The following is a 21,502-nucleotide window of genomic DNA, read 5'->3' on the forward strand; positions in this document are numbered from 1 at the left end:
GGCTTTAGGGGCTCTGGTAAACTCTGCGCTCCAAAAATAATGAGGTTACACATGTCTGTTAATTTTGCTGATTTAGGCATCGAACAAAAGCTAATCGAGACGCTAGGCAATCTAAATATCGTGACGCCAACACCAGTGCAAGAAAAGTCAATTCCACACGTCCTTGCAGGAAAAAACTTACTTGCTGCTGCACAAACTGGTACGGGAAAAACGGCTGCGTTTGGTTTACCTATCATACAAACCGTTCAGCAAAAGAAACTTAATGGCACACCTCAAGCATTGATTTTGGTTCCAACACGCGAGCTTGCACAGCAGGTATTTGATAATTTGAATCAGTACTCGGCAGAAACAGAACTTCGCATCGTGTGTGTTTATGGTGGTACAAGCATTGGCGTACAAAAGAGAAAGTTAGAAGAGGGCGCTGATATTTTGATTGCCACGCCAGGCCGCCTTTTGGATCACCTGTTTAATGGTAACGTAAACATCTCTAAAACCGGTATGCTCGTGTTAGACGAAGCCGACCGTATGTTAGATATGGGATTTTGGCCTGACTTGCAGCGCATCTTCCGACGTTTACCTGCAGAGAAACAGATCCTATTGTTCTCTGCGACATTTGAGAAGCGAATCAAAACTATTGCGTATAAACTCATGGAATCGCCAGTTGAAGTCGAAGTTTCACCAGCAAATACGACTGCTGAAACGGTAACACAAATGGTTTATCCAGTGGATAAAAAACGGAAACGTGAATTGCTAGCGTACTTAATTGGCTCGCGGAATTGGCAGCAAGTGCTGGTATTTACAAAAACGAAGCAAGGCAGTGATGAGTTAGCGAAAGAGCTCAAGTTAGATGGCATCAAAGCGGTTTCTATCAACGGTGATAAATCACAGGGCGCCCGCCAAAGAGCTTTGGATGAATTTAAACAAGGTAAGGTACGTGCTTTGATTGCAACCGATGTGGCAGCACGAGGGTTAGATATTCAAGAGCTAGAACAAGTCGTGAACTTTGATATGCCATTCAAAGCAGAAGATTATGTCCATCGAATTGGCCGCACTGGAAGAGCAGGAAAGTCAGGTTTGGCGGTTTCTCTGATGAGTAGAGATGAGGAGTACTTGTTGCAAGCTATCGAGAACCTGCTTGATCAACGCTTACCCCAAGAATGGCTGGCAGGTTTCGAACCAAGTCTTGTAGAAGAAGTTGAGCCTGAACAAAATGGGGGTGGGCGCCGTCGTAGTCGTTCATCTGAGAAGCGTAAGCTAAAAGCAAAATTGGCGATTCATAAGAATCGTGGTAAATCACGTAGCTCTCGCTAAACCGCGCAAACTTTTGTTCTTACATAGTCAGGCTGTTTTTGCCTCTTCATAGACGTCTAACGTTTGGGGGATAGCAAGTAGGTACCCTTGATACATATCGAAACCGAGCTTTTTCATTAAGCGAAGTTGATGCTCGGTTTCAATTCCTTCGATAACGGTTTTAGAGCATAACGCTTTTGCGAGTGATAATGCATCGTTAAGCGCTTTAAAATCACCGTTTTCATACCTTAGCAATAAAGAGCGATCCATCTTGATTATATCTGGGCAAACGCTTCTCACTCGCTCAGTTGTCGATGCATTGACGCCATAATCGTCAATCGCTAATTTAAATCCTTCAAGACTTAACTCCCGAGCAGCTTGAGACAAAGAGAGTTCATCCTCCACCTTCAATTCAAGTAACTCCATGACGATTTGTTCATTCATCAAATGCGATTCATAAATGGTTTGTTTTAGCAGTCGGTTATAAGTGATGTCTTTGACTAGTATCTCTGCCGCTACCGGTAATACATTGAGAAACAATTGTTTTGTGTGAAAGCGAGACTGAGAGAAATTTTTGATATGGATTAGGCGACTTAAGCGTTCAACATTGAGCAAATCTTGAGTGGGAGTCGCTTTGGATTGGAAAAACTGATCTGGCCTAACCATGGTGCCATTGGCATTGCTAATTCTTACCAGTGCTTCAAGGCCAACGATGGAAATATCGTTCTTATATATGGGTTGAAAGACACTGCGGAGAGTGAAGTTCGCGTATTTCGCAATATACTGCCCGTCGGCTTCTTTCCGGATGCAACTAAGTAGTTGCGAGATGCTCATCATTGTTACCACAACCTAAATCAATGTCTCAACATCAGCGTTATCGCGCTAATTTTTCTATTTCATTGGCAATGAATCTAAGTGTGCTCATTAACTCAAGCAAGAACGATGGTAATGGATGGGTAGTTTTGTCGAGTGATATCAAACAAATTGATGAAATAATTGATAATCTCAGCACTTCAATTTGATGCTACCATTGCAGTACGGCATACAACTGCAAATATTTTCTGACTAACTGCTGTTTGTTCGAACGCCGTAAAGGATGCCCAAACTTAATGTAACAAGGGCTAATACCGAATCGAGTGTCCAAAGATTGCGTGAGTTGCGACTCGCTGGTGTACAGTGTGATTCCTTGTTCTGTGTATTCGTTGATCTGATCGGGTAGTTCACCCATCCACCAATGAAGTAATTCTCGGCTCGTTTTGCTGCGACTTATCCAATGATCACAAACCAAAAAGAGTAGGTCATTAGGCTGTAAGGCATAGCCATATTCACTCTGCCATTCCGTAATTGATGAGAGTAAGTTTTCCCGGCAAGATTTTCCGGCACTGACCATATGGTGACTCAGAACCCAGACAGTGCCGATGTCGGATGAAATTCGATAGTGATGGGGAAGGTCTGGAGAATCCAACACTTCGATTGGCTTTATCACGCAGTTGTATCCAAAGTGACGAAAAGTATGTTCCATCCTTCTTGAAAACGCGAGACCAAGATGATGCTCACTCATGCCTTGGTTATGCACCGCAGGGTAATGCTTTTCACACAGCTTAAGACAGTCGTCTTGAAAATCATTAACACTTTGAATAACTAGGTCGAGTAGCAAAGAATATCCCTTAATAATTACAAAACGAACTGCAAAAGGTTAGCATAGTCTTTTGAGAATAGACTAATTTACTTCGGCAACTTCTTGATCTAAACACCAAATTTCTCACAAATGACCGTGTTTAATCTTTAATAGAGCAACACGAAAGAAGCAGAAGTTGAACAAAAATTTGAAAGGGAAAAAATGATAAAGCTAGAACGCGCACAAAAAGAGGCGTTGGCCACCGCCATCCAAGATTACATGCAAGACGAGCTAGATGTTGAAATTGGCCAGTTCGATAGTGAGTTTCTAATTGATTTTATTACAGAAAAACTAGGGGTAATTTATTATAACAAGGGTGTTGAAGATGCTAAGTTACTGGTTGAACGCAGAATGTTAGAAGTTTCCGAAGAGCTGTATGAGATAGAACAAGAAATTAAGCTGTAAGTTTCAGTTTTACAAACGATTTAAAGTTCCTTCAAAAAATTCGAACAACTTGATAGATACGGTACCATTGGCTGGATGTAAATGATGGTAAATAATCTGTTTCATATGACGTAAATAGGTTAATGTAGTGTTTCTTGCTCAGCATTAACTTAGGAATATATCTAGGAACTTGAGATGGATACACTGGTAAAGAATTACAACCTTACTGCACGCGTGATGCATTGGTTATCAGCGCTGTGCATTATTGGTCTATTTGCAGTGGGTTTGTGGATGGTCGACCTTAGCTATTACAGCGAATGGTATCGAACTGCGCCGCATTACCATCGCTCTGTCGGTATTTTACTCGCTATTTTAACTTTGGCACGCATCGTATGGAAACATGTGACGGCGTCACCAAAGGTAGAAGGCAAACGTTACGAAGTGCTTGCTGCTAAAGCAGCGCATGGTGTCATGTACCTACTATTGGTCACCATCTTTGTTTCAGGTTACCTCATTTCAACGTCTGATGGACGCGGCATCGAAGTGTTTAATTGGTTCACCGTGCCAGGAGCGGGAGAGTTATTCCCAGGCCAATCAGATATTGCAGGTGAGATTCACTTCTATGCAGCTTGGGCAGTCATCCTGATTGCAGGTTTACATGCTATTGCTGCACTAAAACACCACTTTATCGATAAAGACAACACATTAAGAAAAATGTTAGGAGCTTCAAAATGAAAAAGTCACTTTTCGCTACAGGATTAGCTATCGCTATGGCACTGCCATTTGGTGCGCACGCTGCAGATTATGTCATCGATACCAAAGGTGCTCACGCTTCAATCAACTTTAAAGTTAGCCACTTGGGTTACAGTTTCATCAAAGGTCGTTTCAATACATTTTCTGGTGACTTTTCTTTTGATGAAAACAACATTGCTGACTCAAAAGTAAATGTTGTTGTTGATACAACCAGCCTAGATTCAAACCATGCTGAACGTGACAAACACATTCGTAGTGGTGATTTCATCGATGCTGGTAAATACAGTGAAGCAACCTTTACGAGCACAAAAGTGGTTGATAAAGGCAATGGCAAATTAGATGTAACTGGTGATCTAACGCTACACGGTGTTACTAAGCCTATTACTATTGAGGCTGAATTCGTTGGTGCTGGCAGTGACCCATGGGGCGGCGAGCGCGCTGGCTTTGTTGGCAACACTCGCCTAGAGCTTGCTGACTTTGACATCCCAGTAATGGGTGCTTCAAGCTACGTCGATATGGAACTTCATATCGAAGGTATTAAGAAGTAATTAGTTCCTTTTAGATACACTAAAAGCGCTCTTCACTTGAAGAGCGCTTTTTTATTATCTTAATCACATCACTAACATCGATAAACCCGTCAGTGATAGCGATTGAAAGCCAATAAACGTTGTAAATGTTTAGCGAATTACGCTGTTTCTAACTCGCTTTTTTCCACTAGGTTTAAACGCTCACCAAAAATCGGGCGTAGTGCTTTTAATACTTCAGTACGAGTAACCACCCCGACCATCTGCCCATTTTCAAGCACAGGAAGCACTTGTGGCTTACTTACTTTGATACTTTTAGCGCGTTCTTCGAGAGACAAAGACGTCAAGCGAGTGGCGATACCCATACTGCTCGCTGGGTACAACTGCTCTTTATCGATACATAGGAATTCCACAACATCAACGAGGCGATCATCAGCGTCAATTGCGACCACATCTCTGCTCATGATGTCGACGACTTTTTGGTCTTTCACCGGAATGTAGTCCTCACACCATAGTTCTACCATCACATCGTGAGCAGAGAAGAAGCCAACTAATCGATTTTGTACGTCTACAACAGGTGCGCTAGTTACGTTGTTATCAAGTAACACATCCAGCGCGGCTGCAATTGGCGTTTCTGCACGAATGGTGATTGGTTTTGGGTTCATAATGTCTTTAACAAAAGAGGCATTTTTCATGGTGAAATCCTTAACTGACGACAGTGTTGTAGTTGTAGTGATAGAAGAAATATTCGCTGCTTTTAGTTCTGGTCGGCGAAAAATACACCAGTTTGAAAGGCCAACTAATACCGCTCCGCCGACGATGTTGCCAAGCGTGACAGGAATTAAGTTAGCGGTAATAAAGTGGCTAATGTTTAGGTCTGTGTATTGTGACGCGGGCACACCGACAGATGCCCAAAAAGATTCAGGTGCAAAATTCGCGATAACAATACCAAGTGGAACCATAAACATGTTCGCAACACAGTGCTCAAAACCGCTGCTGACAAACATTGCCACAGGCAAAATTGTCATTGCTGCTTTTGTCATTGCATTTGCAGAACTAAATGTCAGCCAAATCGCTAGGCAGACCAACAGGTTACAGAGAATACCGAGTGCAAACGCTTGAATGAGAGTGTGGTGAAGTTTGTGTTGTGCGATGTTAAGCGCATTTAATCCCCATTGACCGCCATCCATCTGATAAAGACCAGCAGCAGTAACCAGCGCAAGTAGGAACATCGCACCAATAAAGTTACCAACGTAAACTTTGCCCCAGATCGAAAGCATCTTACCGAACGATATTTGCTTATTGGCCCAAGAAATACTGGATAGGACGGAGCTGGTAAATAATTCACCACCGCAGATCACTATGAGGATCAATCCCATGCTAAATGCGAGTCCACCAGCTAGGCGGCTCAAGCCCCAACCAGCGCCCGTACTACCGGTGGTCACCGTGATGTAAAACAAGAATGCTAACCCGATGAACGCGCCGGCCATAATGGCGAGGCTTAATGTCATACTGCTGGTTTTGTTTGCCTTACTTAACGCAAATTTTTCCGCTTCAACCATCATCTCTTTTGGAGAAAAATACTGGTGATTTTGAGAACTGGTCACCGCCATATTGACTCCTTAATTTGTAATCGCATAAAAAATCCTTGGTTATTAACTCAAAAATGAAATTGTTGTTTTTATTAAGAGCCTCAATGACTTCGGTTTCAAAACCATTGAGGCTTGCGGTGTTCCCGAACCGCGTACTCAGAATAGGGAGAACGGTTAGTAAGGTAAAATTGATAATATTTAGAAACCTCATCAAATTAATTGATAACTTTACGGGGCTAGGTAAAATGAACTCTATTGCTTATTGGGGCATGCTTTAACAATTGTGGGGATTGGGAAATACCCACTAATAATGGAGGACACTTTGCGCTACTCACTTAAGCAATTAGCGGTTTTCGACGCAGTTGCAGATACCGGCAGTGTAAGCCAAGCCGCAGAAAAATTGGCTTTGACACAATCAGCGACGAGTATGTCGCTTGCGCAATTAGAGAAGATGCTTGGCAGGCCGTTGTTTGAGAGGCAAGGCAAGCAAATGGCGTTAACCCATTGGGGGATGTGGTTACGACCAAAAGCAAAACGCTTGCTACAAGACGCATTGCAGATTGAAATGGGCTTCTATGAGCAACATTTATTGAGTGGTGAGATTCGTATGGGAGCGAGTCAAACACCAGCAGAGCACTTAGTTCCCGACCTTATTAGTATCATTGATAATGACTTTCCAGAAATGCGTATTTCCCTCGGTGTACAAAGTACAAAAGGGGTGATTGATGGGGTATTAGATTACAAGTATGACTTAGGGATTATTGAAGGGCGCTGTGATGATAACCGTTTACACCAAGAAGTATGGTGTCGTGATCATCTTACTGTTGTCGCAGCTTCTCATCATCCTTTTGCTCGTAATCAGTCTGTTAGCCTTGCGCAGTTAGAGCAAGCGAAGTGGGTACTAAGAGAGCATGGCTCTGGCACACGAAAAACATTTGATAGTTCTATTCACCACCTTATTGAAGATTTGGATGTGTGGCGCGAATATGAACATGTTCCGGTATTACGTAGTTTAGTTGCTAATGGTCAGTACCTTACTTGCTTACCGTATTTAGATGTAGAGCGATATATAGAAGCAGGTCATCTTGTGGCATTAAATGTACCTGAGTTAAAAATGGAAAGGACGCTTTCATTTATATGGCGTTCAGATATGGCAGAAAACCCATTAGTCGACTGCATTAAAAGAGAGGGACTGCGAATGATGAAAGGGAAGCCTTCAGTTCTTTAAAGGTTGATTAAACATGCCTACGAGATGAGTTGGGTTTATTCCCTAAATCTGTTGATTTATCGGTTGCGTCAAACTTTTAATGTAAATTGTGAAAATAATAATATCTTATTGTGATCAATATCACCGATAAGCTGATCTGATGTATCTAACATGTGTCCTTGATTTCAATGTATGAAGGCAGTTATTGAACCATATAGGTACGATAATAGCCGAGCAGGTATGACTACCATGACGACACTTTTAGCTATTTCTATCACTACTGGAATTTTATCTGGCGTATGGGGTTGGATCGCCATCTCTTTAGGTTTGCTTTCTTGGGCTGGTTTTTTAGGTTGCACGAGCTACTTTGCAGCGCCAACGAGCGGATTGAAAGGACTAGGCATCAGCTTAATCACCAATATGACAGGCGTATTCTGGGCAATGGTAATTATTCACGGTTCCACTTACGTGGGGTTGGAAATTATTGGCTATGTGATTACCGCTATTGTGGCATTCTTCATGTGTATTCAAGCTAAACAGGCTTGGCTCGCGTACATCCCTGGTACTTTTATTGGTTCATGCGCAACATTTGCGGCTGACGGAAACTGGCAACTTGTTATTCCATCGTTGTTGCTAGGTGGTGTGTTTGGCTATCTAATGAAAGCGACAGGGCTATGGTTGCATACGAAATCAACCGCTACTTCATCTTCGCTTGCTGAGCAAGCACAGTAGTGAACCCCCGATCTTATTGGTATCCACTGTGTATTGAGTTTTATCCCTCTCAATACCCTTAATCAAAATTAATGATGTTTGATACAAGCACACCAAATTGGTGTGCTTTTTTTGTATTACAAGACAATACGCTGAGTGTAAAATACGCCTAACTCATGTATTGCCGTTGGCCATGGTAACAACGCGTTTAAGTGTCCAGCGCAGAAGAACAGGAATACACTCCATGCCTTTCTCTTCACAATGAGAAACAATAGCCAAAGCTAAGTCCGGTTTTGCATGTTTTTTCAAAACACGATTTACGACTTTTTTAGCAGGGATAGGGTGGTCATGAGGAACTTTGATGATGTCCTTAAAGAAAAGTTCAAACCCATTGTTGTACAGAAAGTGCTCGATGTCTCGGTCGGGTAATTCCGTAAGTCGATGCCTTTGCTGATCATGGTCGAGCTGTGCTCGTACTGCATGCGCGTACTTTTTCCCTGCTGGGTCGCCATCGGTAACGACATGCCAATCAATACCAAACTCTTTTGCTACTTTGATGAGTGATTTTAGACCTGATTGAGCAAACTCAACGATTTGAACCCCTTCGGCAGCCAAGTCATACCCGCATTGACGAGCCAGTTCATGAAAAAGCCAAACTTCGGTTTCGCCCTCAACAAGTAACCAGCACCGCGCAAATAATGCTCCTGAACGATGAAAACGAATATGGAAACCAATTCGGCGCAACTCATCTCGACCAAACTTTGTTGAGTTTAAACTCTTAGCGATGGTTCTGTCTGATAGCCGAATTAAACGTCGAATTGAATACAGTGGAACAGAACCGAGTAACGTGCCACTGTTGGTGGTTAATATCTTTTGCATTGGCAATAATTGCAATAAGGACCACGCTCTCGCTAGATGAGTTGGATGCAGTCGACCTTCTGGATCTTCAATGATCAGTATTGGTCTCGCACAGCGCCTTAAATCAGTGGGGCCCTTAGCTTGAAGATAGGCATTGAGTAACCCCATTAAGAGCAAGCGGCTTTGTTTGTCATTGGTTTCTTTCAAGAACTGACTCAAGCCTTTATCAGAGGAAGGGCTTGTATAGAAAAGACCATCACGAGGTTTGCGTGGGTTGCCTTTACTGACACTTCTGAACGCGAAATAGTGTTCAACAAGCGTTTGCATTGAGTCGAGGCTACTACGAATCTCACCTTTATTCACATGGCCAGGCATAGCCAATAAGCGTCGACAGGTGTTGTTGATTCGTTTTTCAATCCGAGCATTTTTACCATCGCCGTTGACATGGTTTAAATCTGGGAAGCGTCGGGAGTCACGTAGTCGGATTACAGGGTGAAGTGTCATTAACTCAATAGCGAGTTTCTCTGAGTGGTGAAGTTTTTTGGGTTTGCCGTTATGATCCAAAAACGCGTACTTTGTATTAATGCCGTGCTCATCGCGAGACGCACTAATACGATAGTAAATGACTTGCTCACCATCTTCGTTGGTGCACCATGTAGGCTTTATGCGTCTGTAGCGTCCCGCTTTTACTTCGTTTTTATCCTGTGCTTTAAAACAAACAATGATCTGTAAGTGTTGTGTTTGTGGATGAGAAATTGAGTAGTCAACGTGAAAATCTTTCAGTTTGAATTGATACAATGAGCCATTGGCAGGTAGTGCGATGGAAAGGGCATCGAGCAATGATGATTTGCCCCACGTGTTTTCACCGATAAGCGTGGTGAGTTCGTCAAAAGAGAGTGAAAGGCGTTTGATGCCTCTAAACCCGGAGATTTCGATGCGTTCTAGTCTCATCTCAATCCTCCTTGCAATTATTTGAATTATCGAGAGTTATTTTGCTACTCCTAAGCATATATGAATTCGGAATTTTTGAGTTAAGCTCAGTTCACAAAATTACGAGAGCCTCTTACTGAATAGAGACCGTTACAAGCGAGGCTTGCTTTCAAAGCTGGGGGACAGCATCGTGATCACTTAAACATGAAATCCTAAATCGCAGTTTCATAAAATTCATGATTCTGTCATGATTCACTTCTTATTATTATAAGGAATGAAAAAAGAGAAGATGAAGATGAATAACAATCATAAGCCAGTGAGAATCAAACTGGCACACATCAATGACACACATTCCTACTTTGAACCAACGTCATTACAGTTAAAGCTTAAGATAAACAATGAACTCACGCTAGAACCCTATGTCAGTGCTGGCGGCTTTTCTCGTATCGCAACCAGAGTCGAGCAGTTAAGAGATGATGCTCAGCGCCAAGGTCATGGGATGTTGTTCCTCCATGCCGGAGATTGCTTCCAAGGCACGCTGTATTTCTCACTATTTAAAGGCAAAGCCAATGCCGACTTATTGAACGCATTAAAGATTGATGCAATGGCGTTAGGTAACCATGAATTAGATATGGGGAATGAGCCAGTTGCATTGTTTTGCCAACGTACTCAGTTCCCATTGCTTGCTGGCAACTGGGATTTATCCAATGAATCACTTAAAAAACCTCACCGTATCAGTGATTGCAAGGATGTATATAGTTACCAACCGGATACACAGAGCGCTCAATACATTGTTAAAGAATTCCATGGTGAGCGGGTCGCGATTTTCGGATTATCTATAGATAAAATGAGCGACATCGCAAACCCTGATGCAGACACGCCTTTTCACTCAGCAATTGAAACCGCCAAGGCGACCGTAAAACAAATCCATTCATCAGGTATAAAAAATATTATTCTTCTGAGCCACTTAGGTTATGAAGGTGATTTAGAGTTAGCTGAGCAAGTCGCAGGTATTGGTATAATTGTTGGTGGACACAGCCACCGGTTGCAAGGTGATTTTTCATCAATAGGGTTAGGACAAGACGATCCCTACGGTATCAAAATTAATGATACCTATGTGGTGCAAGCGGGTTTCCATGCTTTGACAATGGGGCACTGCGTCATTGAGTTTGATGAACACGGTAAAGCAACGATGTTGAGTGGACAAAATGAACTGTTGCTTGGTCGACGTATTTTTTGGGACTCGACGCTAAACCAACAGCTCGACCAAGGTGTATTCGAAACCGCGTGCGACTTCATCCATGGTCAACCGAATGTCGTGGTTTGTAAGAAACACCCGGAAACTCAAGCGATCCTGAGCGATAAATATATTCCTCAGGTCAGGCAGTTACAGTCACAAGTCATTGCTAGTGTTGACACCAAAAAGCGTCATGTGAGAATTCCCGATGAATTTGGTGAGAGTGAGTTGGCTTCCTCCGTTGCCCGATCATTTCTGCACTGTTTAAACAAACGTGGATATGACGTTCAATTTGCAATTCATAATGCGGGTGGCGTGCGAACCTCTTTGAACCCTGGCAACATTACAGTGGCAGACATTGCCGGACGGCTGTTGCCTTTTGCCGTTCCTATCGGCTTTTACGATGTAAAAGGCAGCGCTATTCGCCGTGCACTTGAAGGCGCGATAAATAATGCACTCAACAATGGCGTAGAAGGCACTGGATCTGGCAGTTATCCGTACACTTACAATTTAAACTTCGAGTACCACGCAGATGCCCCAAAAGGTGAAAGAGTTCAATCATTAGTGATTTTTGATGGCAAACAATGGGTTGGTGTTCAAGATGATGTTTGGTATCGAGGGACTTCTTCTGCCTATACGATGAAAGGGAAAGAGGGGTACGACGCATTGCAGGAGATGAAAGGAGAAGGACGTGTGACCAGTTTGTCCATGGCTGATTGTTTTATTGAACTCCTGACCGATGAGCCAAACTGTTTGAATCAAAGTCACAAACTTTACACAAAGCGACGTCGATAATAGATACTGGTATTGATTTTGCTGCTCTCCACTTACTACATGGGTTGATGAGGATCGCAGTATGTGGAATAAAGATTGGGCAGATACGGCAGTCGTGGTTGCCTGGATCGCAATTTGGTCAACACTGGTCTACTTTGTGCCTCTAAGCGGCTTTTGAATTGCTAAGAATGTGGATGTTACAAAAGGGAGCAGTAATGCTCCTTTTTTGTATCTATCTTCCCCGTTAGGGCTCTAACCAATGAAGAGTTTGTCTTGATCCATTTGCTGCTTTTTGTCTGTTTACTAAAGTTCAGGTGGTTGAATCCATTTCTTTCTTTTTATAGTGCTTCCTGATTTTTGATAAGAATTTTATTTCGATAAGACAAGGCTTTTTTGTTGGAAAGCCTGACGCTCGGCGTTATTATGTCGGCGTTTGGGGAGTAGTTAGCGCAAGTTTACTTATCGTCATCTCGTTAAGCATCAGCTTATCCGGTAAGTAAAGGTGTTACGTGGTTCATTCACATCAACACTTCAACGAGACCAACGCATTCATTGACTAGCAGCACATAATCGTTATGTGGCTGTTGGTTGTTATTGTATGCGGAAGGTCACCAAACGAAGTCCTTCCGCCATGGGAGGAAATATGTCTCTTATCGAAAATACCACCCAATTGAGCCAATCGGTGCCTCTTCAAGAATCATTAGCGATGTATGGTGCTTTTGGTTTATTTACCCTTGTTCTTGTTACGCTTGATATCTATCAAACACGTGGTGGCGCTATCACGATGAAAAAAGCCATCGTTTGGAGTGTTTTTTGGTTCTTGCTTGCCTTTGTTTTTGCAGGTTCTATTTATTTATTCTGGGACTTTTACGCGCCACATAGCGCTTATACGAACGACAAAGCAACGATTTCATTCTTAACTGGTTACTTACTAGAGAAGTCGTTAAGCGTTGATAACTTGTTTGTGTTTGCCATCATCTTTGCACAATACAGTGTGCCGGAGCATTTGCGTCCGAGAGCATTGCTTTGGGGGGTGATAGGTGCGCTAGTTTTACGCGCTGTCATGATTGCGGTTGGTGCTCAGTTACTTGCACAGTATCACTGGGTATTGTACTTATTTGCTGCTTTCCTTATTTGGACAGGTGTTAAGCTAGCTCGCGACAAAGGCGAAGCAGAAGAAGTTAATCCATATCCGGAGCAGTTGATTCGAAAGGTATTGCCAGTTACAGATGACTACCAAGGAAATCACTTAATCTTAAAGCAAGCTGGTAAGTGGGTGGCAACACCGATGCTGATCGTTGTTGGTGTCATTGCACTAATGGACGTTATGTTTGCGTTGGATTCTATACCAGCTATATTCGCGGTAACGCGAGAGCCATTTTTAGTCTTAGCCGCGAACGTATTTGCATTATTGGGTTTACGATCGCTGTACTTTGTTCTTCAAGCAATGTTAGACAAGTTTGTATACTTAAAACCAGCATTATCAGTAATCATGATGTTTATCGGGGTAAAAATGCTATTGGTTGGAACAGAATATGAGATTCCGACAACATGGTCTCTCACATTTTTAGTTGTTGTGATGACATCGGCAGTGGTGGCATCACTCCTAAAAAATAAAGCGAAGCGTCAAACTAGCGTTAATATTACTAATCAAAAAATATAAAGTAAGCACTAAAATCAAAAGAAATAACGAAAAATATTGTTAAATATATGTTGTTTCTTAAGGGGCGGTTATGCAGGTAATGTTCAGTTATTCAATGTAATTGCAGCAATTGTGATTATTTATGCCGTTATTATTCATTTGTATTTTCGAGTTTTGTAATGAGTTTGTTTTATTAGAAATTCTAATTTGAATGGGTAAAATTTGTCATTTCTTAAACAATAAGAAACTGACTAATATACAACCAACTAAACAGACTACTGCTTTTAAAGAGAGGCAATCATGGCACAAGCAATGCAAATGACAAATGTAGCTTTACCAACCTCTATGGATAAGAAAACCTACGCGGTTAACTTCAAAGGACTGATTGCTCACTTACTGGACATTCTATTTGTAGATAACACTGCGCCACGCAGTTACTACGCAGAAGACTTGTCAGCACATATTCAAAAAGACATCGGTATGTACCGTTAATATTGAAATAGTGTAAGAAATACCGGCCTATGAGCCGGTATTTTTTATTTGTAAAACATGCCTACTCAACCTACGCCCTAGAAAAGAAACACTCTAGAGGAGGTAGACATGATAGTAGATTAAGTGTTGTATAGAAAAACGGGGCACCATTGGTGCCCCGTTTTGACATGACTGAAGTGAAATATTACTTCTTGCGGCAGTATTCTGCGATCACGTACATCGACTGACCACCATTTGCCTTACCCGAAACTAGCTTTGGATCATCGCCAAGGCTAATACCACGAATCACTGTACCTTGTTTGATTACTTGGTTAGTGCCTTTTACTGGTAGGTCTTTAATTACTGTTACATCGTCACCTTTCTTAAGTTCAGTGCCGTTACAGTCAACCGTTTTATCGTCAGCAGACATCCCTTTCATTGCCCAGTTCATTTGCTCTTCTTCCATGTACATCATGTCAAGAGCATCTTGAGCCCAGCTTTCTGTGTTTAGGCGAGTGAGTTGGCGCCATGCAGTCACTTGTACAGCAGGAACCTGGCTCCACATGCTTTCGTTTAGACAACGCCAGTGGTTAATGTCTTTTGGCTCATCGATCTCACCCAGACACTTATCACAAACCATGATGGCAGTATCAACCGTCACATTACCGTGAGGTGGGACAGCGTATGCAGTTAGTTGAGATTCAGAAGAACACAGTTCACATTTTGACTCGCAGCGCGCAAGCAGAGTAGCTTCAATAGACATAAGGACTCACCTTAGTAATGTTATTTTGTGGCGGTATTATCCACTTTATCCTGAGAAATAAAAGGGTGTTAGCGAATTAAAGACTAGATTTTACAATACTCCAACCTGATTAAGGTGAAGATGTAAAATATTCGCTAAATAAATAATACGGAAGTATAAAAGACACTATTGATTGTTTTGGCTTATGAATTGGTTGTGTCAATTTCTACAACGATTACAAGCCTAAAAGAAGTAAATGTAGAGAGAGGGTGGCTAGAACATAGCCCTCTAATTTACAGAGGGCCTGTCGTTAACGTTCGACAATCTGGACAATTTGCTCTTTTGAAATGCTCATTTCTTTACCATCCATGTCTTCATACTCGTACATACCCGTTTCCTCGTTCAGGTCTGGTTTACCGTAAGAGGTAATAATTTTCCCTTCATTTGTCGACATCAGATATTGGCTACTTCCGCATGCAGCAAGAAGTAATACAGTGGCAATAACAGTCAATATGCGCATAGAGTTTTCCTTTTAAACAAGTGAGTTAGGCAAAGACATCGATTTAACTATAGCAGAGGAAATATGAGTGGGTTTGAATACAATTGAAATGAAAAAGCCCAGTAGAAACTGGGCTTTGGTAGGAAGGGTGTTGCGATTACTTCAAAACAGAAGTGTTAGTGACACCTGTTAGTGCGTCATCCATTAAGAAGTCAGTGTTTTCCATCTGCATCTCTACATGATGATCAATATCAGACAGAGTGCCATTTGGCGAAGCAAAAGTACTGTGCGATGCAGTAGCATTAAACTGTACAAAGCTCGCAGTTGCATTCACATCAGTGTCCGTACTGTTCACAGTCTTCAACCCTAGCTTATTAGCAAGCGGTTCAGTACCCGCGAATGGTGCATTTGGAACACTGTTTGGTACTGTGCTATCGCCATCCACTTCTGTCATAAAGAATGGTGTCGTTAGCGAACCAGATGCCACTAAATCTGAAGCGTTTGTGAACGGATCGACAGTGTCTAGTGTAGTCTGTGCTGCATAGATAAATTGTGAGAAACCTGCTTCTAGCGCTGCTACTTGAGCTTCCGTTGCCGCAGCCTCAAAAGCTTCGTAACATGTTTTATCTTCTAGATCCGCACATGATGCATCAGCGTAATTCGCATAGTCTTTTGATGCTGCATAAGCGAGGTTATGTTTGATCTGAGGGCCGTAATTGTCTGAACCCAGTAACAAATTACCAATTTGTCCACCAGAGTTCTGTACTGATGCAGAACTAAAGGTGTACAGCGCATCCGCAGAAGGGCTGCCCAGTGTATTGTTTGCTGCTGCGACGGCAGATGTAGCTACAATACCGCCAAGTGAATGACCTAGCATTTTGACTTTTGAACCCGTCATTGGGTTGAAGCCTTGCAGAGGACCTCCAGCAAAAAGACCGCCTTGAGCAGATACTACTAAGCTAGCGCGCAAACCTAACACATCCAGAACACTCTGACGTAGGTTGTCACGCGCAACGGCTAAGTTGGAAAGATTTAGATAAGCCAGTACATTCGCATTTGCGGAACGTTGTTCATCTAAGCTGCGCGTACCATGAATAGGTAAGTCAATAGCGATAACTGCCACACCTGCTTTTACCATATTGAACGCGAACGCGTACGCATTCTCTTTCGCTGAGGTGATGCCGTGTTGATAAATCACAACGTCTGTCGCGACGCCAGATTTAGGTGTGAAGACCAGTACTTCGACATCTTCAACCGATTTCACTACGGGAACAGGCGAGTAGCGAGTAATAATACGCTCACTATCAAGCTGGGTACCATCGGTAAGAGTAAGCTTAGCTCCAACAAGTTTTAGCTGCTCTGTAGGATCTGTAGCAAGCTTTGTCACATCAACAGGATCATTTGCAAAAACGCCTGTTGATAGCTGCTGAACCATGTTTGCTTGCTCGTTCGGATCCGCTAATGCTGCGCTTAGCTTCGCTAGGCTTGGCATCGCAGATACCATTGGTTGCATGTTCCAGCTTGCGCCTTTTTCCAAGTAATGAGGCAGTCTTACCACACCTTGTGTCACGCTTACATCGGCACCTGATTGCATGTAAAGGCCTTTAATTGCCGTTTTAGCTGCGTCTAGATCGCTAATGTATTTACTAAAGTCATCGTCAGAGTCTAGCGCAGTGCTAAAGTCTTGGGTTTCACCGAGCGTTATTGTGTAGGCCGTTGATAAGTCTACTGAACCTTCGTTTGAGTCATTTTTGTAAACGGTATTTAGTGTGTTTGCGCCAGTAGAAAAACCAGTAGCGGTTACTCCTTTGACTGCCGCTAACGTATCACCTACAGACTGGGTACTGAACCATGAGGAGTAAACGATGTCGTTAGGATTAACTTGAGCTAGACCAAAAATGCCTTCAACCGCCTGAGTGACTGCTTGAACAGAAGCAAGGTCGCCAGTTTCATAAACGATTTCTTTCGATTTACCTGTCGCATAACTGGCTGATGTACCAATTGGCTCACCATTCACGTCAGTAACATCTTGTGTAACCGCAAAAATGTACTCGCTTGACTCATCAAGTGCAGCCAAGAACTGGATGTATAGAGAGCTACCTTTTGCTTGAACTACGTAGTCCTGATTCTGAACGAGTACCTCTTCGATTGGGTTAGATTTACCGTCCCACTCGGTTAAGCGTTGGTTAATCTTGATGACTTTAACACCAGACGACAGCATGCCCGTTGCAAAACCGTCGCCGTTGAAGTTAAGAACGATTGGCATAGACGTTGACCATCCATCCATCGTGTTCATTGAGGCTCTAGGGTTGGTTAAAGCATCATCGCCATCAGTTGGCAGACCAAGCGTACCATCGCTTGTGTCCATTAATAAGTAAGACGGTGCCGGTACATCTGCGTTCGCTCCTTGAAGCGTAAAACTGATGGATGTTTCGCGATCAAGCAATGCTTGGACTTCATCTTCAAATTGAACTTTGTCGGAAGTACCAGAGCTGGAGGTATCATCACCACAACCAGCAAGAAGGATTGCAGAACAAAGCATTGATAATTTAAACGTGTGTTTCATTGGTTTACTCCGTAATCCCATTATTTGAAGGTGTAGTTCATCTGTACCGCGCTGATGTAAGCAGTACCTTCTGAGTCAAACTTAATCTCTTCACCCAGAGCATTTTTCTCAGTGAAAGAGCCTGATTTACTCTTAACAAGTGCAAAGCCTGCATCGAAAGTTAAATTCTCATTCATTGCGTAAGTTAGGCCCGCGCTGTACCAAAAACGGTCACTGTCAGGGATACTCAATGTTGCTTCACCTGCTTGTTCGTCGTACGCAAAGCCTGCACGGAATGTCCAGTCTGTATTAAGTATGTAAGTTGCACCAACGGAGTAGCGATTGTTGTCTTCATATTTCTCAGGTTTAAAGAAACATACTCCGTCATTACATTCGTTACTGGTCGCTTTTAGTTCTTTAAATGTGCTCCAGTCGGTTTGTTGCCAGCCGTAATGTACAGCCCATTGTTCATTCAGTTGATGGAAAGCCGATAATTCGATAATTGAAGGGAGAGAAATTTTTAAACGGCCATCAACTTTTGGTGATGAAGCTCGACCAGAGTCGTAACTACTAAACTCACCGTCATCAAAATCTAGATCAACCTTAGAGCGGTAGCCAAAGCCAAAACGGTTGTTTTCATTTAGCTCAAATAAAGCGCCGACATTCCAACCCCAAGCGAAAGTTTCACCTTCCATGCCGACAAGGTTATCGGACTTATTACCACCTAAAATTCCGGCAAGTGCGCCTTTGTGGCGAGTCAGCTCTGCTTCAGCGTATACTAGGTTGATACCACCACCGACACTGAAAGACTCGTTGATACGGTAAGCGACATTAGGGTTGATGTTTACTGAAAGTAGGGAAGTGTCACCCGCCATATCACCAGCGGAAATATCATTTGGATAGTCAGTAGCAACACCGTATGTTGTGAACATACCGATACCCCAAGCCCAGTTATCATTGATAGGGCTGATGTAATAACCTGCTGGCACGATCTGTAAAGGGGCGACATCTTTCGCGTGTTCATTGTTTACAGTGTCGTATACATCGACTTCAGGGTCGATGATAGATAACGCGCCCGAAAATTGAGCTTCTTTGAAAAGTGTCATTGCTGCAGGGTTACGAGCAAGGACGCTTGCATTATCTGCGACAGCCCCTTCCCCTGAAAATGCTCGACCAAGACCAGATGCCGAATGTTCAGCTACCTGGAAGCCCGCTGAGTGGGCATTACACGCAAACAATATTGAAATTGTAAGCAGAGAGCAGTGCTTCTTGTTCATCCTTGACCCTCCTAGGGTGTCATAATGCTGGACCGAAGTCCTTGTAATTGTTGTGTGGTACTTACACCAATTGTTAATACGCGAAATACAACGGTGATGTAAATGTAATGTTAATTGTATGTTTAATAACTTGTCAAAGTTTGAGCGTATTTTGCGTTTTAAATATGATGCATAGGTCAAACGATGGCTTGTAAGGGCATGTATTATCGTTATATTTTTGAAGAGAATGGTACGACCAGAATTGTTTTGCGAGCTTTATAGTTAAATAACGATCAAATCAAGAGATAGCTCGCTTTGCTGTTTCTTCACTTCACAGGCATAATTCGCGCTCGCTATGTAGTTATTCAATAGACGCAATAGGAACCGCATTGGAATTACTGAATGTTGAATTTTTAGGTCGTTCGCTAAGGCTCGAAGGATCAATGGCTGGGTGGCAGCAGTTATATTGGGATAATACGTTGGTGTCTCAAATCGATGCCAGTGACAATACCGCAGAGACTTGTCTACACCAGTTTAAGCTCTCTGCGGGTGAGGAAATCCTGAACTGTCATTTAGAGTGTTCTTTAACATGGCAACCGTTTGAATTGAGTTACAAGGTCACAATTAACGGTGAGCTCGTCAACGAAGGTTGTCGAAATGAAAAAGACATCGAGCGCCAAGTGCCAGAAGTTACGCCACCATCCGAAAAGCGTTTAAGTGTAATAGGCCTCGTATCTCTTGGGATGAAAGCACTTAAAAGTGCGAAAGTTATTAAAGTGGCGTTAGCGTCTGCAAGTCTCGCTGCATATTCTTGGCTATTTTCCATCGAATTCGCGCTAGCGTTGATCGCTTGTTTGGTTTTTCATGAATATGGTCACATTAGAGCGATGAAGTATTTTGGAATGAAGACCAAAGGGATCTATTTGATTCCATTCCTAGGTGGTTTGGCGCTAAGTGACGAAAAGATAAACACGCGCTGGCAGGATGTGGTTATCTCAATCATGGGACCATTTTTCGGTTTAGTACTTAGTGTTGTTTTTACTTTGCTTTATTGGATGACTGGTGAGGTGATCTTCGCTGGGCTTGCTGTGTTTAACGCCTTGCTAAACCTATTTAATCTGCTGCCTATTTTACCATTAGATGGTGGCCATGTGCTCAAAAGTATTACCTTCTCAATGAATACTTGGGTCGGGTTAGTTGGCAGTATTGCGACCGCTTTATTAGGCATTTTTATCAGTTACTATTTCGGTCTGACGTTGCTAGGGTTTTTATTGTTAATGGGAATGTTGGAAGTGGTGATGGAATGGAGAGCTCGACATCAAAGCCATTTATTGCCATTAACCCGTTATGGGCAACTATTTTCACTTGCTTGGTACTTGGTCTCTGTCGGAGGTTTTGTTTCTATCATCTGGTACTTTGCCACTCTCGGAGATAGTTTGTTAAGTTTGCCGCTACAGATATTGGGCACTTGATTAGAATCATTAAAAAGCTCCCTAGGGAGCTTTTTTATTTGGCAAGCTTAAGTAGTAGACGATAGTAGCAATGAATTAGCCACATCTTGGTGCTTTCGCGTTATACGCAGGCAGCTTATTTATGGTTGCTTGTAAATCTTTAATGCGCGTACTGTGCGATGGGTGGGTTGAGAAGAATTCAGGTGGTTGAGAACCACCTGATGCAGCACTCATATTTTTCCATAAATCGACACTTTGACGTGGGTCGAAACCTGCTTTTGCCATGAATTCCAGCCCGACAATATCAGCCTCGGATTCCTGAGTACGACCGTATGGCAAGATAACACCGTATTGAACACCGACACCAAGTGCCGCCATCGTCATTTGTTGATACTGTTTGTACTCGGAAGCGCCAATGGCAACGTTTGCTAGAGACAACCCTGCATTTGCTAACTGACTTTGTGAGAGACGTTCATTACTGTGGTCAGCGAGGACGTGAGCGACTTCGTGACCAATGACTGTTGCCAACTGATCTTGGTTTTTCGCGACATCTAAAAGCCCGGTATACACGCCGATCTTCCCACCTGGTAGAGCAAACGCATTGACTTGTTCACTATCAAAAACAACGACTTCCCAGTCTTTAAATCCAGATTGAGCGGGAATGGTGTCAGTGATGTGTTTGGCAACGCATTGAACGTAGGCATTCGTTTTGCGATCTTTGCTGATTGGGATATCTTTCTTCATTTGTTCGAAAGATTTAGCGCCAAGCGATGACATTTCCTGATCTGAAAACATCAGGATCTGGTTGCGACCCGTCGGTGATGCGCTACACGCTGTTAAACCCGCGATAGTTAAAAGAGCAGAGGCTTTCATCCATACCTTCATAACAGGCTCCATTTAATTTTTTGTTTTGAAGCAATAGTATATACCCAAATAGTAACATGATGCATGGATCAAG

At 42.7% G+C, this 21,502-nt stretch carries 19 protein-coding genes; 10 read left to right on the forward strand and 9 right to left on the reverse strand.

The window, feature by feature from the left end; translation table 11 throughout:
- The first annotated feature begins 51 nt into the window (after positions 1–51).
- A complete protein-coding gene (locus R7Q11_RS05345) occupies positions 52–1,311 on the forward strand; it encodes a DEAD/DEAH box helicase (protein WP_005376383.1) in 1,260 nt (419 codons plus the stop codon).
- Positions 1,312–1,338: 27 nt separating this feature from the next.
- Here the strand turns inward: R7Q11_RS05345 and R7Q11_RS05350 are convergent, their stop codons facing one another.
- Together R7Q11_RS05350 and R7Q11_RS05355 are read right to left on the reverse strand one after the other, a co-directional pair.
- Positions 1,339–2,127, reverse strand: coding sequence for an EAL domain-containing protein (locus R7Q11_RS05350; RefSeq protein WP_042520834.1), 789 nt, complete (start codon positions 2,125–2,127; stop codon positions 1,339–1,341).
- Between the two features lie 187 nt (positions 2,128–2,314).
- Positions 2,315–2,947, reverse strand: a complete 633-nt coding sequence (locus tag R7Q11_RS05355; RefSeq protein WP_005376385.1) for a hypothetical protein — start codon at positions 2,945–2,947, stop codon at positions 2,315–2,317.
- Between the two features lie 183 nt (positions 2,948–3,130).
- Here R7Q11_RS05355 and R7Q11_RS05360 point away from each other — a divergent pair, with 183 nt between their 5' ends.
- From R7Q11_RS05360 to R7Q11_RS05370, 3 genes are all read left to right on the forward strand, one after another.
- On the forward strand, positions 3,131–3,373 hold the full coding sequence (locus R7Q11_RS05360) for a DUF2164 domain-containing protein (protein WP_005376386.1): 243 nt from the start codon (positions 3,131–3,133) through the stop codon (positions 3,371–3,373).
- 174 nt (positions 3,374–3,547) lie between these two features.
- Positions 3,548–4,087, forward strand: a complete 540-nt coding sequence (locus tag R7Q11_RS05365) for a cytochrome b (protein WP_005390157.1) — start codon at positions 3,548–3,550, stop codon at positions 4,085–4,087.
- The gene (locus tag R7Q11_RS05370; protein ID WP_054577870.1) at positions 4,084–4,653 is read left to right on the forward strand and encodes a YceI family protein; all 570 of its coding nucleotides are present in this window, start codon (positions 4,084–4,086) and stop codon (positions 4,651–4,653) included. The genes R7Q11_RS05365 and R7Q11_RS05370 overlap by 4 nt, the downstream gene beginning before the upstream one ends.
- 137 nt (positions 4,654–4,790) lie before the next feature.
- Here R7Q11_RS05370 and focA read toward each other — a convergent pair whose 3' ends face one another.
- On the reverse strand, positions 4,791–6,242 hold the full coding sequence (focA, locus tag R7Q11_RS05375) for a formate transporter FocA (RefSeq protein WP_005376371.1): 1,452 nt from the start codon (positions 6,240–6,242) through the stop codon (positions 4,791–4,793).
- A gap of 301 nt (positions 6,243–6,543) precedes the next feature.
- On the opposite strand from focA, the gene R7Q11_RS05380 reads away from it, so the two are divergent.
- Together R7Q11_RS05380 and R7Q11_RS05385 are read left to right on the forward strand one after the other, a co-directional pair.
- Entirely contained in the window at positions 6,544–7,449 is a 906-nt protein-coding gene (locus R7Q11_RS05380) for a LysR substrate-binding domain-containing protein (RefSeq protein WP_005376369.1), read from the forward strand.
- Positions 7,450–7,677: 228 nt separating this feature from the next.
- The gene (locus R7Q11_RS05385) at positions 7,678–8,160 is read left to right on the forward strand and encodes a DUF1097 domain-containing protein (protein ID WP_017634175.1); all 483 of its coding nucleotides are present in this window, start codon (positions 7,678–7,680) and stop codon (positions 8,158–8,160) included.
- 153 nt (positions 8,161–8,313) lie between these two features.
- On the opposite strand, the gene R7Q11_RS05390 is transcribed toward R7Q11_RS05385, so the two are convergent.
- Positions 8,314–9,948, reverse strand: a complete 1,635-nt coding sequence (locus R7Q11_RS05390; protein ID WP_005376365.1) for an ATP-dependent endonuclease — start codon at positions 9,946–9,948, stop codon at positions 8,314–8,316.
- A gap of 268 nt (positions 9,949–10,216) precedes the next feature.
- Between R7Q11_RS05390 and R7Q11_RS05395 the strand changes: the two genes are divergently transcribed.
- From R7Q11_RS05395 to R7Q11_RS05405, 3 genes are all read left to right on the forward strand, one after another.
- Entirely contained in the window at positions 10,217–11,959 is a 1,743-nt protein-coding gene (locus R7Q11_RS05395; protein ID WP_005376363.1) for a bifunctional metallophosphatase/5'-nucleotidase, read from the forward strand.
- A gap of 622 nt (positions 11,960–12,581) precedes the next feature.
- The gene (locus tag R7Q11_RS05400) at positions 12,582–13,601 is read left to right on the forward strand and encodes a TerC/Alx family metal homeostasis membrane protein (RefSeq protein WP_225466258.1); all 1,020 of its coding nucleotides are present in this window, start codon (positions 12,582–12,584) and stop codon (positions 13,599–13,601) included.
- Positions 13,602–13,880: 279 nt separating this feature from the next.
- Entirely contained in the window at positions 13,881–14,072 is a 192-nt protein-coding gene (locus R7Q11_RS05405; protein WP_005376351.1) for a hypothetical protein, read from the forward strand.
- A gap of 184 nt (positions 14,073–14,256) precedes the next feature.
- Here the strand turns inward: R7Q11_RS05405 and R7Q11_RS05410 are convergent, their stop codons facing one another.
- The 4 genes from R7Q11_RS05410 to R7Q11_RS05425 form a co-directional block, all read right to left on the reverse strand.
- Positions 14,257–14,814, reverse strand: a complete 558-nt coding sequence (locus R7Q11_RS05410) for a PhnA domain-containing protein (protein WP_005376350.1) — start codon at positions 14,812–14,814, stop codon at positions 14,257–14,259.
- Positions 14,815–15,103: 289 nt separating this feature from the next.
- Positions 15,104–15,313, reverse strand: a complete 210-nt coding sequence (locus R7Q11_RS05415; RefSeq protein ID WP_225466259.1) for a YgdI/YgdR family lipoprotein — start codon at positions 15,311–15,313, stop codon at positions 15,104–15,106.
- A 136-nt stretch (positions 15,314–15,449) separates the two neighbouring features.
- Positions 15,450–17,858 carry a VolA/Pla-1 family phospholipase gene (locus R7Q11_RS05420; RefSeq protein WP_042520851.1) on the reverse strand — a complete coding sequence of 803 codons (2,409 nt, stop codon included), beginning with the start codon at positions 17,856–17,858 and terminating at the stop codon, positions 15,450–15,452.
- Between the two features lie 20 nt (positions 17,859–17,878).
- Positions 17,879–19,114 (reverse strand): outer membrane protein transport protein, encoded by a 1,236-nt coding sequence (locus R7Q11_RS05425; RefSeq protein WP_042520853.1) that lies wholly within the window; start codon positions 19,112–19,114, stop codon positions 17,879–17,881.
- Between the two features lie 422 nt (positions 19,115–19,536).
- Between R7Q11_RS05425 and R7Q11_RS05430 the strand changes: the two genes are divergently transcribed.
- Positions 19,537–20,565 (forward strand): site-2 protease family protein, encoded by a 1,029-nt coding sequence (locus R7Q11_RS05430; protein ID WP_042520855.1) that lies wholly within the window; start codon positions 19,537–19,539, stop codon positions 20,563–20,565.
- 75 nt (positions 20,566–20,640) lie between these two features.
- Here the strand turns inward: R7Q11_RS05430 and R7Q11_RS05435 are convergent, their stop codons facing one another.
- Entirely contained in the window at positions 20,641–21,429 is a 789-nt protein-coding gene (locus R7Q11_RS05435) for a M48 family metallopeptidase (protein WP_017634168.1), read from the reverse strand.
- Positions 21,430–21,502: the final 73 nt, after the last annotated feature.

The sequence above is a fragment of the Vibrio sp. 970 genome (assembly GCF_033339075.1).